The 15200-nt window shown below is 41.4% G+C and carries 13 protein-coding genes; 4 read left to right on the plus strand and 9 right to left on the minus strand.

The window, feature by feature from the left end; all coding sequences use genetic code 11:
* Positions 1-10: 10 nt before the first annotated feature.
* Together ACKP2L_RS07270 and ACKP2L_RS07275 are read left to right on the plus strand one after the other, a co-directional pair.
* The gene (locus ACKP2L_RS07270) at positions 11-439 is read left to right on the plus strand and encodes a helix-turn-helix domain-containing protein (RefSeq protein WP_439425194.1); all 429 of its coding nucleotides are present in this window, start codon (positions 11-13) and stop codon (positions 437-439) included.
* Positions 420-1220, plus strand: a complete 801-nt coding sequence (locus tag ACKP2L_RS07275; RefSeq protein ID WP_439425195.1) for an SAM-dependent methyltransferase — start codon at positions 420-422, stop codon at positions 1218-1220. The genes ACKP2L_RS07270 and ACKP2L_RS07275 overlap by 20 nt, the downstream gene beginning before the upstream one ends.
* Here ACKP2L_RS07275 and ACKP2L_RS07280 read toward each other — a convergent pair.
* The 5 genes from ACKP2L_RS07280 to ACKP2L_RS07300 all read right to left on the minus strand — a co-directional run bounded on the left by ACKP2L_RS07280 (position 1207) and on the right by ACKP2L_RS07300 (position 9033).
* Positions 1207-2073 (minus strand): fructosamine kinase family protein, encoded by an 867-nt coding sequence (locus tag ACKP2L_RS07280; RefSeq protein WP_439425196.1) that lies wholly within the window; start codon positions 2071-2073, stop codon positions 1207-1209. The genes ACKP2L_RS07275 and ACKP2L_RS07280 overlap by 14 nt on opposite strands.
* Before the next feature lie 268 nt (positions 2074-2341).
* Complete coding sequence (locus ACKP2L_RS07285; RefSeq protein ID WP_439425197.1) at positions 2342-3583, minus strand: ABC transporter permease; 1242 nt, start codon at positions 3581-3583, stop codon at positions 2342-2344.
* Entirely contained in the window at positions 3576-4508 is a 933-nt protein-coding gene (locus ACKP2L_RS07290; protein ID WP_439425198.1) for an ABC transporter ATP-binding protein, read from the minus strand. Before ACKP2L_RS07290 ends, ACKP2L_RS07285 begins: the two co-directional genes overlap by 8 nt.
* Positions 4509-4575: 67 nt before the next feature.
* Positions 4576-5040, minus strand: coding sequence for a hypothetical protein (locus tag ACKP2L_RS07295; RefSeq protein WP_439425199.1), 465 nt, complete (start codon positions 5038-5040; stop codon positions 4576-4578).
* 66 nt (positions 5041-5106) lie between these two features.
* Positions 5107-9033 carry a S8 family serine peptidase gene (locus tag ACKP2L_RS07300; protein WP_439425200.1) on the minus strand — a complete coding sequence of 1309 codons (3927 nt, stop codon included), beginning with the start codon at positions 9031-9033 and terminating at the stop codon, positions 5107-5109.
* Between the two features lie 362 nt (positions 9034-9395).
* On the opposite strand from ACKP2L_RS07300, the gene ACKP2L_RS07305 reads away from it, so the two are divergent.
* Together ACKP2L_RS07305 and ACKP2L_RS07310 are read left to right on the plus strand one after the other, a co-directional pair.
* Positions 9396-10796, plus strand: coding sequence for an MFS transporter (locus tag ACKP2L_RS07305; protein ID WP_439426226.1), 1401 nt, complete (start codon positions 9396-9398; stop codon positions 10794-10796).
* A 34-nt stretch (positions 10797-10830) separates the two neighbouring features.
* The gene (locus tag ACKP2L_RS07310; protein WP_439425201.1) at positions 10831-11514 is read left to right on the plus strand and encodes a hypothetical protein; all 684 of its coding nucleotides are present in this window, start codon (positions 10831-10833) and stop codon (positions 11512-11514) included.
* A gap of 23 nt (positions 11515-11537) precedes the next feature.
* Here ACKP2L_RS07310 and msrA read toward each other — a convergent pair whose 3' ends face one another.
* Genes msrA through ACKP2L_RS07330 form a run of 4 tightly spaced genes read right to left on the minus strand, consistent with a single transcriptional unit; the run spans position 11538 to position 15182 of the window.
* A complete protein-coding gene (gene msrA / locus ACKP2L_RS07315; RefSeq protein ID WP_439425202.1) occupies positions 11538-12074 on the minus strand; it encodes a peptide-methionine (S)-S-oxide reductase MsrA in 537 nt (178 codons plus the stop codon).
* Positions 12075-12094: 20 nt separating this feature from the next.
* Positions 12095-12931 (minus strand): energy-coupling factor transporter transmembrane component T family protein, encoded by an 837-nt coding sequence (locus ACKP2L_RS07320; RefSeq protein WP_439425203.1) that lies wholly within the window; start codon positions 12929-12931, stop codon positions 12095-12097.
* The gene (locus tag ACKP2L_RS07325; RefSeq protein WP_439425204.1) at positions 12924-14615 is read right to left on the minus strand and encodes an ABC transporter ATP-binding protein; all 1692 of its coding nucleotides are present in this window, start codon (positions 14613-14615) and stop codon (positions 12924-12926) included. The genes ACKP2L_RS07320 and ACKP2L_RS07325 overlap by 8 nt, the downstream gene beginning before the upstream one ends.
* Before the next feature lie 3 nt (positions 14616-14618).
* Positions 14619-15182 carry an ECF-type riboflavin transporter substrate-binding protein gene (locus ACKP2L_RS07330; RefSeq protein ID WP_439425205.1) on the minus strand — a complete coding sequence of 188 codons (564 nt, stop codon included), beginning with the start codon at positions 15180-15182 and terminating at the stop codon, positions 14619-14621.
* Between the last annotated feature and the right edge of the window lie 18 nt (positions 15183-15200).

Here is a 15200-nt window from a genome sequence, read left to right on the forward strand (position 1 = left end):
AGATAGAGTCATGTTTCCAGAGAGGCTTAGAGCGCTGCGGCGCGGAAAAGGTATAACTTTAAAACAATTGGCCCGCGCCTTGAATAAAAATTTAGCAAAGGGCGAGTCAAAAAACACTGAGTCCCAGATCGGTAATTGGGAACGAGGCGAACGAAATCCCAACTATCTAGAAGTTAAAAAATTAGCCGATTATTTTGACGTATCAATGGACTACTTAGTCGGTCGTTACAACAGCGACCAGCTTGATTTAGCCAAAGCAATGATCACTAGTTCCAAATTAACTTACAACGACACCCCTCTTGATAACAATGATAAATACGAGATCCTTCAGCTGATATCCGGGTATCTCCACGCTCGTGGACGGCGTTCAACTGCTGACCTGCTGCATATCGATCATCAAGAAAGCCTTGACCTTTTCCATGACAACCATCAATCCTAAGACTTTTATCGCCCGCTTAAGTGCCTGCCGCGATTATTTTGCCAAAATATATTCTGTCAGCGACCTGATCGATCAGGTTCTTTTTGCTGACCTGGCTATTTCCCAAAAAAGACTGCCGAGCAAACTCGATAAATTAGAACTAACAGATAAAATGCTTCAGCAAATCAAAGATTTGATCGCTGAACAAATAACCAGCGGTATGAGCCAAAAAGAAATCGATGCTAAAGTTCATCCTGCCCAAGAGTTAGATTGGCTTTTAACTAATTTCCGCCAATATCTAATCGAGCGCTACGGCATGTATGCCTATATTTCTAAAGATTGGGCAGCCGACCTTTTAAAATATCTCGATGGCCGGCCGGCTCTAGAATTGATGGCCGGCAAGGGCTATTTGACATATGCCGTCAGGAATTTGGACGAAAATTACCCGATCATCGCAACTGACAACTATGATTGGAGCAGCCGCCAAGAAGAATTAAAACCGGTCACGAAAGTCGTTCGGATGGATGCTTTGGCAGCGATCGATTATTATTCCAAAAAAGGACAAGCGATCATCATGTCTTGGCCGCCGCAAAACTCGATCTCTGATTGGCTGATCGTAAATTACCTCCGCCAGCAGCATTTCTACGAAAAAGGCGGCGAACTGATATTGATCGGCGAAAAAAACGGCGTTACCGGTTCAAGCCAGTTTTGGAAAAAAGCCGAAACTAAAGAAATATATTTTCTCAATCATAATTGGTCAAATTTTGATATTGTCAAAGATCAAGTTTTTACAGTGAGTTGATATCGTTAAGTTCGCGACGATAGGCATAAATGTAAGATCCTGCAAATAAGTGAGCGTGGACCATCAGATAATATAATTGATAAAAATTCAAACGGTCATCGATGCCTTGATCAAAAGGTCTGACACTTTGATAACCATCGTAAAATTCTTGATGGAAACCGCCAAAAACAGTCGTCACACCGATATCAAATTCTGAATCCCCATAATATACATCCGGGTCGATCAAAACCGGGGCACCGGTCTTAGCTTCGAACATAAAATTACCAGCCCAAAAGTCGCCATGAAGCAAACTCGGTACACTTTTATGGAATTTCATCAGCCGGCGAAACTTTTCGACTGCCCTGTTATAAGCGTCGTCATCTTGCCATTTTCCTTCATCGATCAGCAATTGGCGAAGAACATTCAAACGCTGCTCAATAAAAAAGTCAGTCCAGTTATCACGCCAATGATTTATTTTTGGCGTTTTTCCAGCCTTAAAATCATAGTCGAGTCCGAACTGACCATTAGGGCTGCGCAATTGATGCACAGCTGCCAATGTTTTACCCAAAGCAAATTGATCGCCATAATTAGTTGAACGCATATGCTCAAGCAAAAGCCATTGATCATTGCCAACTTGGCCCAAATCAAGGACCCTTGGCACTCGTGCCGCTTGGCTCAATAATCTCAAGCCGTTAGCCTCGTGCTGGAAAAACGCTGGTACCGAATCCGGCTGTACCTTAAGAAAATAACGTTTTCCTTGTTGGTCGACTAAAGCATAGGCCTGGTTGATGTCTCCTCCGGAAACTCGCTTAAAATCTTTTATTTTGTTCTCCTTGAAAACCTGTCCCAAAAAATCTTCATTCAAACTAAACATACTTCAATCTTAATTCTTTTTTGAACAAAATAAAAAAGCAGTCCGAAGACTGCCTAGTTTGGCGTTGCAACTTTACGTAAATTGCTAACGACGATCGTTACCGACCGCATCCACGTACTTATAGTCAAGCAGTCAGGGAGTTCCACAACGTCCCCGGCGATGGCAGAAAATGCGTTCCTTGAGATCTAACTCAGCCAACCGTGTTAGAAACGCGCCGTAGCTAACGTTTCCTCGACTCATCGCATCGCTAATGATTATAGCACACTGATCAGCTTTTTCTAAGTTTAAAATAAGATAATAATTTTTTTAACGGTTTTTCATCATCATAATTCAAAGCGTTAGCAGCATAAATATCACCGGCAAAACGCATAAGGACAGCAATGACAACTACTTGGATCAAAAAAGCAAGGCCGCCTTCCCAGTAGCTAGCTGAATTAAGCGACAAACGAATCGGCATCAGCGACTGGCTGAAAAAAGGTACATAAGACAATACCCGGAAAAAAGGTGAATTAGGCGAACTTAGCGCGGAAAAACTAACGAAATAAGGTATCATAGCCAGCCAAACCACGATCGAAGTCGACTTCGGCACATCCTCTTGCCGGCTGACAGTCGATGCAAAAATCGCTGCTAGAATTATAAAAAGAATGATCGAAGCAAATAAGATCATAACTGTGATAAAGATCATTAAAGGATCAAAAATCGAGAAATCGATTTGATTCAAAAAGCGCTGATAACCCAGCGGTCCAGCGAGACCGAGGGCAAGCAAGACCAAAACTAAATAAAAAATCAGCTGAACGACAAACAAACCAATGATCGCCAGTACCTTGCCCTTAAAGTGATCCTTTGCCGGAACTGCAGCCAAGATACTGTCTAAAACATGAGAACCTTTTTCACTGCCGACTTCGCTGCCGGTGATCTGAACATATGAAATCAAGAAAATAAAGACAGCCAAGATCGAAAAAATACTGACCGCTTGACCGATCGCCGGATTAGACTTCCGCCCGCTTCCAGAAGCATTATCGACAGAAACATAATCACTAGCCAAACGTGCCGGCTGGCTTAAACGACTGGCTTGCTGAGCATTCAGACCAAATCGGGCAATGTCGCTTTGGATCTTGATCGAGGAAAGGACCGCTTGAATACTATTTACCTCTAAATTAGTATTCGAACCGGAATTAACTCGGATATGTGCATTAGAAAAATCATTATTGACTGTCAAGACGGCGTCGACCTTTTCTTTGTTAAAATCCCGTCTTGCCGCCTGCTGATTTTTTTCAGAAACGATCCGTGCCTGTTTTCTCAAAGCACTTTTTAAAATATTGACCTGCTGCTGCGAACCAGCGACCGCTATTTTCGGATCAGGACTGTTTTGAATGCTTTGGGCGGCGAAAAAACCGATCGCTAAACTTATGAGAATAAAAACGAATGGCGCAACAAGCATCCAATAGTAGGCTGGACTTTTGAGATTTTTCAAAAAAACGTAACGAGCAACGACAAAAATTTTATTCATGGTCGCGTCCCTCTTCTTTCTGGAATTCAAGAATGGCTTCCGGTCCTGTCTTCATTCTGAAAATCTGGTCCAAAGTCGGCGGCTGCTGGTCAAACGCCGTTATATAACCATTTTTTGTAGCTAAAGCAAAAATTTCTTCTCCAGCCTTCGGATCACTCAATTTGATCTGCAGACCTCCGGCATAATCATCAACAGAGTCAACACCCTTGACTGCTAATATCTGCTCTTTAGTCAATGGCGACTCCAAATAGATCCTTGTCCGGCCGAATGATCGGCGAATCTCTGAAGTACCGCCGTTCAGTACAACGTGTCCCGAATTCAGCATCACGACTTTATCAGCGATCGCTGAAACGTTATTCATATCGTGCGAAGAATAAATGATCGCCGCACCCTGCTTTTTTAAATCAACGATGATATCCAACAGCATCTGTGCGTTGACCGGGTCCAAACCGCTGAACGGTTCATCTAAAATGATCAATTTCGGCTGGTGGATCAAAGCACTGATCAGTTGGACTTTCTGCTGGTTTCCCTTGGAAAGTTTTTTGACTTTATCGCTCAGCTTTCCCTTGACCTGAAACTTATCCATCCACTGATCCAGCAAAGGACGAATATCTTTTCTCTTTTTGTCGTGAAGTTCGGCGAAATAAAGAAGTTGTTCACCGACCGAAACATCCGGATAAAGGCCTCGTTCTTCCGGCAAAAAACCGATCTCGTCTAAAGCTTGCGAATCGATTTTACGATCATCCCAAGTTATCGAACCGGAATCAGGGCGCAAAAAATTAAGGATCATTTTAAAAGTAGTCGATTTGCCGGCTCCGTTTTGACCGATCAAACCAAGAATGGTGCCTTCTTCCAACTGCCAGCTTTCATCGCTGACCGCTGCTTGGCCAGCAAAGGACTTGCTCAAATGGTCGAGTTTTAACATTATTGACCTTTCTTAAAAAACGAATTTTTACAATTTAATTATAACAAAATTAATTTTCTTATATTTTTCATTTTTTGGAAGCGGTTTCAGTATCCTCGGTTTCTTTCTTCTCTTCTTCTTGAGCGGCCTGAGTATTTTCTTGGTCTAAACGGTAATATTCCTGGATCTGCTGGTCGATATGATCGAGATCTGAGATTTGAATGATTTTCATATGAGATCTGCTTACCATTTCAGATTCAAAAATCAAGTAAGGAGACAGTTCGATCTGCTGATCGGGATGAATGAGCTTCTTATAAGGATTCAAGTAGCGTAAAGGCAAAGGATAAGGAGCATTTTCGATCGAAATCGTCTGACCGCCCTTTTCGATTCCTCCGCCGATGAGTGCTTGGCTCCGATTCAAAATATTTTCATCAAAATTTGCCTGCAAAGTATCTGCAACGCTTTTTTTGTAAGAAGCAGCGGTGATCTCTTCGACCTTGTAATCGTTATTATTTATGCTGTCTAAAAATGTTTGTCCGAGTATTTCTGCCATCTAGCTAATTCTATCAAAATAGTTGAATTAGGCAACAAAAACCCCGCTTTTAAAGCGGGGTTTTAGTCATGCGCGACCATTGTTGATCCATAAGTTGTTTCCTATACGATACCAAATGATTCCATCAACTTGATATGCATCGAAAATTTTATGAACTGTTCTGGGAGCAAATAATTTACCGGTAAATACAGCATTAGGGCCATAACCGCGATAAATTTTTGCTGCTCTTTTTAAACGAATCGTACCAGGATTTTTTGACTTAAAAGAACCTTGGTTGGTATCAGAAGCGTGAATATATTTGCCATTAGAAATTTGATACCAATCTGCAGACCCGATTCGATAAGCTGCTTGAACTCTTAATTTAGTACCATTTTTTAAAATCTGCTTGGTAAGGGGTGCTGTTCGTCCAAAATCACTATAAACTCCGGCACCGTTTTTATTAGTTACTTGAACATTTTTAGCAAATTTTATTTTTTGAATCTTATCATAAATAAGTTGTACCTTGATCGGTTTTTCAGTTAAAGTTCCCTTAAGAGCCGCTCCCTTAGCTGAATTGAATTTATATGCATAAATAGAAGGAACCGTTATATTATATGCATCTCCAACATTTCCTTGTATCTTGCGATCATTTGCTATTTTTCTGCCATTTATATCAGTTGATCGGATCGTCAAACCGGCAGATTTTTTCGCATTGAACTTTGAAAGATCAACAGAAAGATCGGTCTCATTATATCCATAATCCAAAACGCTGAGAAATACCTGATCACTTTTAGCATTAGTTATATCCAGACGAAAATCATGGTGTGGATTTTTGCCTGTTAACGGCGAAGTAGAAATAGGATCAGCATTAGTATCAGGCTGCCCATTAACAGTTGGATAAAGCAAAGCATCCATTAAATTGAAATTATCACTAGCAGGGATGACCAAAAAGCGTTTGTCGCCATCTTTAACAACTTTAATAGATCTTTGGTTCACAACAGGAGCAGTCGTATCTATTTTAAATTTAAAATCAAAGGTGCTTTTATCATTCGCTATATGATTCTGACCAGTATCACCGACCGGAATCATCGGATTAGTAGTTACGTGATAAGTATATTCGCCTTGCGGCAAAGGTTTCTGATCAGCACTTTTTCCAGTGAAAACAGCTGGATCAGAAAATGAAATCCAAGACTGGGAAGTTGGATAATAATATGACTTCGAGATATTCCTTTCAGAATCTGAAAATACTTGGCGGCCCTTAGAATCAGTAACAGAATAAGTATTTAGAGAGGATGCGCGTAAAGTACCTAATGACAAAAAGTCGATACTGTCATCAAGACCATCCCCGTTTGGCGAGATCGCATTTTGGTTCTGATCAAAAATCGCTTGCTGAGAAAAAATATCTCCGCCTAAATCAAAACTTGCTAAGTTTGCAAGCGACCATCCCGCTTCAGTGTTAACATGCGCAGAACTGCCGTTGAACCAACTCCCGGAATCGATTATCGGTGCTTTTTCCCAATCGCCATAGAAAGCTAAGAAAGGCAAAGAAAGGTCTGGACTATCTGCTTGTTGACTTTTAAGACCCGCAAAGCCTTCAACGTAAGTACCATTAGGAAAATTACTATCAATGATGGAACGTTCATTTGCAGCTAAACTAAAAGTTATCGAGACAGTTTTGTCTTCATTCGGAGCGATATTTATACTTGTATCTCCGCCCCAAGTACCAGCAGCTTGGTGATCGCTTTCAGACATATAACGCACACCATTTATCTCAGTGGAGTTAGGGACTAAGGCATGACCATCCAGTTTATATGACTGAGCTTTATTACTTGTATTTTTTAAATGGAATCTCAAAGTGTAAACACCTTGTTTTTGCGGGTCATCACCAAGATTGATGATCGGTTTGCCAGAATCTGTATCCGTATAAGCGTAAACCGGTGATTTAGTAGCATCAGCTATATTAACAAGCCCAGCTCCCTGCCGACGCGGTGAAGTTACGATCGACCCTTGAGGACTAGTGACCGGATGAGCTGTACTTATCAAAAGATCATTTGCCACCTTTTCCTTATCTGCGTTGCTAAGATTGGGCTGTTCCTCATTCAAATATTGTTTAAGCAAAGCTGCTAATCCAGCTACCGAAGGCGCGGCCATCGAAGTCCCGCTCATACTTTGATATGGATCATTTTGTTTCAAAGAAGTAGGTATCGAAGACCAGATACTCCCGCCAGGAGCACTTATTTCAGGCTTTAATTGAAGATCAGGCGTTACCCCTTCGCTTGAAAAATCAGAAACCTGGCCTGGAGTCTGCGTATTTGTAGAAACTTCAGGTTTTGTGACTGGTGTCAACTTTTTATCCTTTGAATCTACTAATTTTTGTCCATCAGCTTGTGAAATAAAAGCTGCCGGAATCGAATTAGAAGGATTATCTACTGCCATGCTTATCAGCGGTTCTTGTTGATTATCGTAAATCAAAATGCCGATCGCACCAGCTGATTTAGCATTTGCTATTTTTTCGGTAAAAGCAATGCTTCCTCTTGAAACAATGGCAATTTTTCCCTTAACGTCAACTTTTTTAAAGTCATCAGCTGTACCAGAACCGCCAACTATTTCATAATCAGTAGCTTGTTGCGGAAGATTAGTAAAAGAAGAAGAGGTGTCAGAATAAAATAATTTATCACTGCCTAAGAGTACGTAATTAGTAAAAATCTGATTATTATCAACAGAAGCTACCGAAGTAGCACCTGGAAAAGTACTTGGCGATCCAACGATGCCGTCATCGGGTTCACTAGCTAAGGGAAGATTGGTTCCTGAAGGGTTGCCTTGAGAAGCATTAGTGCTATTACCAGCAGAAACGATCACATCAACTCCGCTATTGCGAAGATTTGAATAGACTTGATTCATTGATTGATTTTCAATCGTTGTAAAGCCCGCCGATGACCCTAAGCTCATATTCACAACATCGACTCCCATTTTATAAGCATCATCCAGAGCAGCTAAAATATTATTATCAGTTGCACCCGAACCAGTGTCGTCAAAAACTTTCATCGATACAAGTTGAGCAGAAGGAGCGACGCCGCGAAAAATGGTTTTCCCCTCAGAGTCGACCTGATCACCAACGGCTATTCCAGAAGTATGAGTGCCATGTTCCAAGTTAGCAGCTTGATCAGCACCTGATGGATTAACATTGTCATCGTCGCTTCCATAGTCAAAGGCATAAGGCAGCTTGCCGGAATGGTACAAATTATCAGCTGTAGCCTGAGGGTCTCTAGTATGAGCCGATAGTATAGGCAATACATTTTCAATGGAGGAACGATTGAGCTTCTGTACTCTAGGATCTCTTTGAAAAGCAGGATGACTAGTATCCAGCCCAGTATCTATAACGGCTACTACAGTTCCGGATCCATCATATTTTGTTGCATTAGAAAGGCCCACCATTTGCTGGTCGCTGCTTATACCTGCTGCAGGTGGAGTCGGAACAGCTTTATATTCCGCAGAAACAAAAACATTCTTAACATTATCGAGATTTTTTATGCTTTTTAAATTTTTATATGATGTATGCAAAGAAAAACCATTGAAAACGTTGGTATAAGAATAATCAAAAACTGCCTTCGCATCGACTCGGTTTCTTATTTGATTCTTTACATCATCTTGAGTGCTTTTCAACTGACGGCTTTGAGCTATCGTTCTCGCAAGATTATAAGCTGATCTGATTTTTTTATTAGCAAAACCATAATGGATCAAAGGTGCCTGCTTCAACTCAACGACCAGATCAACTTTTTGATCGGGCCTAAAGTAAGATTTTTCTGCACTAGGATTTTTAGAAAATCTTCGGGGATCGGCTTTGATGGCTGCAGCTAGTCTAGCTCCAGCAAGTTTAGTTACTGCTTTATCAGTCGGATTAGATACAGCCTCTGCACTAGCAAAAGTCGGTAATAAAATGGAAAACTGACTTATAGAAAGTGCGGCGATCAACACGCCACTGCGAAAAGCAGAGTCTTTACTCTTCTTTTTCATTATTATTCAATTCCTTTCAAAAAGATTAACGTCAGTCTATACAGGCAAAAAACGAATGTCAATCGTTAAAAAGAACTACTTAAGCAAATCTAAAGAAAATGCTTACTTTTTAAACGTCAGCCGTAATCTGAATAAAATAAATTTGTTCTATCAACGAACAAAAACAACCATTTCCCAGCAAGTTCAAAAGGCTTTAAAACGAGCTTTTTTGTTTTCTTTTAGTTATTGCTTATTCATTTTGATTTATCTAATTAAAAGTAAGTACTTACATCGTTTCTTAATGATAGAATGTTTTTATGACTAAAAATTCAGTGCAAGGTCCCAATTCTCTTGATAAAGAGCACATCCTTATCTTGATAGCTTTGGGCATGTTCGTGTTCATGAGCGTTCTGGACGGATCGATCGTGACAGTGGCTTTGCCATCGATCTCCCACTCCTTGAATATTCCTTTAAATCAAACTACTTGGGTCATCAATATATATTTGATCGTTATCTCCGGTCTGCTTTTGTTCTTTGGCCGCCTAGGGGATATTTACGGAAAGATCCGCGTCTTTAAGATCGGTACAGTCATTTTTACGATCGGCTCGCTTTTGGCCGGCTTCTCCTCTTTAGGTTTCAACTTTCTGATCGGAGCCAGAGTTTTTCAAGCAGTCGGAGCTTCGATGACTATGTCTAACAGTTTTGGTATCACGACTTCTAATTTTCCTTTTTCCATGCGAACCCGGGCCATGTCGGTTATCGGCATGTTCGTCTCGCTTGGAGCCATCGCTGGTCCGGCCATCGGCGGGGCTATTTTGAACTATCTGTCTTGGGAATACATTTTCTGGGTAAACGTCCCGGTCGGTTTGATATCGATCATAATCGGCGCAAAATATTTTCCTAAAGACACGATCGAACAAAGAGGCTCAAAGATCGATTGGATCGGGTCGGCGATTTTCTTTGCCTTGATCGCTGTATTTTTTATCGCTTTAAATGCTGCTGAAAACTTAGGCTTTGCTAATCCTTGGATAATCGGTGGTTTGATTTTATCGATCCTTCTCTTCTATGCTTTTGTCAGATCTCAACTGGTTATCAAAGAACCGATGATCAAGTTGAACATTTTCAAAAACCAGCTTTATTCTGTTTCGCTGACGACGGCTTTATTAGTTTTCGCAACTAATGCTTATACCAACATCTTGATGCCTTTTTACCTGCAAGATCTGCGCGGATTGACACCTGGACAAGCCGGTTTGATCCTAATGGCTTTTCCGATCACTAATTTTTTCATCTCGCCTGTTTCGGGATGGCTCGGTGATAAATTCGATAAAGAACTGATAACCTTGATCGGTTTGGTCGGTTTGACTCTAGTCCAAGTAGGTTTTCTATCGATCAATGCAGCTTCGCCCTTCTCGCTTTTGGTAATCATATTGATCGGAAATGGACTTTTTACCGCTATTTTCCAATCACCAAACAATGCCTTAACGATGAGTACCGTACCCAAGCCGCTGCTGGGCATCGCCGGTTCGGTTACAGCACTTGCAAGAAATATCGGTTTCATAATCGGAAATACATTAGCCACGATCATGCTTTTTATTTTCATGAGCAATATCGCCGGTCATCATATCGAAAGTTATCCCAGCCACCAGCCTGAACTTTTCGTGGAATCGATGCACATAAGTTTCTTCTTTGCCGGCTTGATGAGTTTGATCGCACTATTTTTGACCATCTACCGGATGGCTAGTCGAAAAAGGCTTAGTCGTTACATCGAAAACGAAGTTCACTAAAAAAAAAATCCCGTCAACGTGCTTTAATAGTCTTATGTACTTTTCTGACGGACAATATTTTGAGCTGACTCTGAAACAAAAGATCAGCTATTTTTTTATCTCGCTTTTGATCATATCGATCGGAAACGGTATATCTATTGCAGCTCAATTAGGTGCCGCGCCTTGGTCGGCATCTGCCGTCAACCTGTCATTAACGACCGGCCAGCCGATCTTTCTTTTTCTAACGATCGAAGCGTTGTTAGCCGTGGTGATCAATGCCTTTTTAGTCGACAAGGTCAACTGGTTCAAATTTTTTGGAAACATTATTTTCGGTCTGCTTTTCAGTTTTTTAGTTTCACAGACAGCTAAACTAATGTCGGGATCGGTCGGCAGTTTGCCGCTTATCGGTAAGCTGGTAGTTGATTTTATTGGTATTTGGATGGTCGGTGTCGGCATCTCTGTCATCCAAAGAGCTAATTTTGTCCTCCATCCGCTCGATAGTCTGACTAATTTAGCCAGATTTAAATTTTTTCATGGTTCGGCTCCCTTAGGCCAATTTTCTAATTTCATCGTTGCTATTTCGATATCATTGATCTGCTGGCTGATTTCCGGAAAAATAGATTCTGTCGGCATCGGTACGGCCTACTCTTTTTTCTTTCAAGGCAATAACATTGCTTGGGGCGATCGCCATTTATTCAAAAATCTTTTGCACATCGATCCAACAAAAATCGGTGGTTAAAAAAAACGGCCAAAAGCCGTTTTTTATTTTGTCTTAGTCTGCCAGTGTTGTTTGATAAAATCCTCTCTGGGAGCATCTTGGATCTTCATCCTGGCCTGATTATACTTATAAAAATCCTGATGATATTCTTCAGCTTCCCAAAAAGTCGAAGCATCCTCGATCTGTGTCACGATCGGATCATCACCGAAAGTTCCCGAAGCAGCCAGATCGTTTTTAGATTTTTCGGCGATCTGACGCTGTTGGTCGGAATCAACGAAAATAACCGGCCGATAATTATCGCCGCGGTCTTGAAACTGGCCGCCGGCATCAGTCGGATCGGTGACCTGCCAATATATTTCAACTAGATCTTTATAACTGATCTTATCCGGATCAAACCAGATCTTAACAGCTTCAGTATGACCGGTCGTATGCGAGCAGACCTGTTCATAAGTCGGATGGTCGACATGACCGCCAGTGTAGCCGGAACGAACTTTTATAATACCGGGCAGAGTATCAAAGGGTTCGACCATGCACCAAAAACATCCGCCAGCGAAAACAGCTGTCTCTATTTTATTTGCCATAAGCGTTTCCTCCTTTTAAATCAACGAAGAAAGGGGTTCCAAAAGCGGCCCCTGTTTGTTACTAAAAGAATACATCCTAAAAGCAGAATTAACAAGACAAAGCTCAGAACGAGCCAGTCCGAGAGTCGAAATTTTTGATCGAAATACCAGCTTCGGTGTTTTTTAGCCCCAAAACGCCGCAGCTCCATTGCTTGGCTGACAGACTCGATCCGGTCGATCGAACTTAATAACAAAGGGACCAAAATCGCTGCTGCTCCCTTGATCCTCTTTCTCAAAGGTGCTTTTTTTGATATTTCATTGCCCCTTGCTTGTTGAGCAAGACTTATTTGGCGGTATTCTTGGGTAACATCTGGAATATAGCGCAGAGCCAAGGCGACTGAAAAACTGATTTTATAAGAAACGCCGATCCGGTTCAAACTGGCCGCAAATTCAGACGGATTGGTCGTTAACAAAAAAATCAATGCCAGGGGCACAGCGATAATATATTCCAAACCAATATTTACCAAATATAAAAGTTCTTGAGCTGTCAAAGCATAAAAACCGCTGCCGAGCAGAACATCACGAGAGCGATAGATCTCAGCGCCGTAGTTAGGAGCCAGCAAATAGATCATCGCAAGATTGATGACCATAAAAACAAGGACTAGTTTTATCAAAAAAGCAACTTCAGACAGGCGGATCTTGCTCATCCTCATCAAAATGACCGACAGCAGCACCAAAAAAATCAAATAGCGCGTATCCAAAACGATCATGGAAATACCGGACAAAAGCAAAAAAGCCAATAGTTTAGTCGCTCCGTTGTTTTTATCGAGCCAAGTACCGCGGTCGCGATAGGTCAAACTAAAAGAATTATCATTCATGTTTTATCTCGCTTTGTAACAACCTTTGAGAAAGTTTTATCGGATCAAGTTCCAAGTAAGCAGCCAGCTCATTCAAACTAGTGGCAGCCAAATTAGCTCGACCAAGCAAATCAGGATCGCTAAGAAGTTCAGCTGGACTCTTGTCTGCTATTATCTGTCCATCAACTAAGACCAAGGCTCGATCTGCGTATTCCAGCATCAAATGCATATCATGCGTGATAACGATGACCGAACAATCTTGTTCCTTATTGAGCCGGGCAACAAAATCCATGATCGAACGATAGTTAAAGTAATCTTGACCAGCTGTCGGTTCATCCAGCAATAATATTTTCGGTTCCAATACCAGCACTGAGGCGATCGTCACTCTTTTTTTCTGACCAAAACTCAAGGCTGTGACCGGCCAATGACGCATCGGATAAAGACCAGCGACCTTGAGAATATCCTCGACTTTTTGTTGAATGACCTTTTCGTCGAAATTTCTTAGTCTCAAGCCGTAAGCGACCTCGTCAAAAACTATATTTTGACTGATCATTTGGTTAGGATTTTGCAAAACATAACCGATCTTGTCGGCCCGCTGCTTAACAGAAAGTTCATTGATATTTTGACCATTGTAAAAAATCTGACCCGTTTTTTGTTTGATGAAACCGGTGATCAAATTAGAAAAAGTTGTTTTCCCGGAACCGTTTTTACCAACGATAGCTGTGATTTGACCGGCGTAAAAATCTACGTTCAGATCCTTGAAAAAATCTGTTTGCGAATACGAAAATTCAAGATTTTTTATCGCCAGGATCGGATCGCCAACTTTATTTTTAGATAACGGATCCAAGTCCTTGATCCAATCAGCTAATTTTTTTCGTGCAATTTTTTTGTCGATCGTTGAGATATCGGTTATGTCGGAAATAGTGTCTAAGTCAACACCGGCGGCTGCCAGAGCAGATATGTATAAAGGACGCCGCAGTCCGGAATCAACGATGATATCGCTTTTCAAAAGCTTGTTTGGCGCATCATCAGCAACGATCCTGCCATGATCAATGATCACCAAACGATCGGCACCGACTTTCAGTGCTTCTTCTAAACGATGTTCGATGATTATGATCGTTAGACCAAGTTTCTTTTGCAGGTCAGCGATCAATTTTATCGCAAGCCGACCAGCTGCCGGATCCAAATTAGCCAAGGGTTCGTCGAAAAGCAGGATCTTGCTGTCAGAACTCAATACTCCTGCCATGCTGACGCGTTGTTTTTGACCGCCGGACAGTTGCTGGGGATGATGATCTTTTAACGATCGCAAGTTCAGTTCTGCCAGCCAATCATTAGTTTTTTTGATCAACTCTTCGTGTTCGGTATTTTCGTTTTCCATCAAAAAAGCAACGTCTTCGGCAACAGTCATACCGACAAACTGAGCATCAGTATCTTGTAAAACAGTCCCGACCTCAAAGGACAATTGGAAAAGATCCATATCGGCCGTATCCTTGTCATTGATCAATATTTTACCCGTCAAATCACCAGGGAAGCTCTGAGGGATCAAACCATTTATCAAATGGCCAATAGTTGTTTTCCCCGATCCGGAAGGGCCGGCGATAATGATTTTTTGGCCATAATCAAAAGTAAAGCTGACATCGTGAAGAGTAGCTTTGCTTTGGATACTATATTTAAAGTCAACATTTTGAAATTGAACTGCAGGCATTGATTATTTTTCTGATTTTAGTGAGTCATTTTTTGTTCTGGTTTTGCTATATGCGACCAAAAGGATCGTACCGATAACGGCAATACCGATGATATTGCCGATACCTGCCCAAAAACCTTGTAAAAACACTTTAGCTGCCGGTTGACGATAAACGATGATATCACCTAACGGAGCGATTAAAAACCAAGCGATCACATTTGAGATGATCTGCCAAAAATTAAATAACACTATCTTAGCCGATGTGAGTGCACCTTCGGCTAATTTCAGCCGCGACTTTACCAAGCCTAAAAGCAGACCTAAAACTCCATCAGCAAAAACCCAAGTCCACCAAACGCCCCAGCCGGCGGTCGCATCATTTAAAGTATGACCGATAAAACCAACCAAAAAACCAACGACCGGACCAAAAATGGCAGCGATCAGGCTCAACCAAGGTTCAGCGAGGTTAATAGTGGTATTGGAAATAGGTGTCGGGATAGCGGCAAAACGCATCAAAACAAAAAATACGGCTGTACCGATACCTACTGCCACAACATTTCTAACACTTGTACTGCTTCTTTTTTTATCCATAATCTTCCCCAAATAAGA

The organism is Oenococcus alcoholitolerans, assembly GCF_051852995.1.
Classification (GTDB): domain Bacteria; phylum Bacillota; class Bacilli; order Lactobacillales; family Lactobacillaceae; genus Oenococcus; species Oenococcus alcoholitolerans.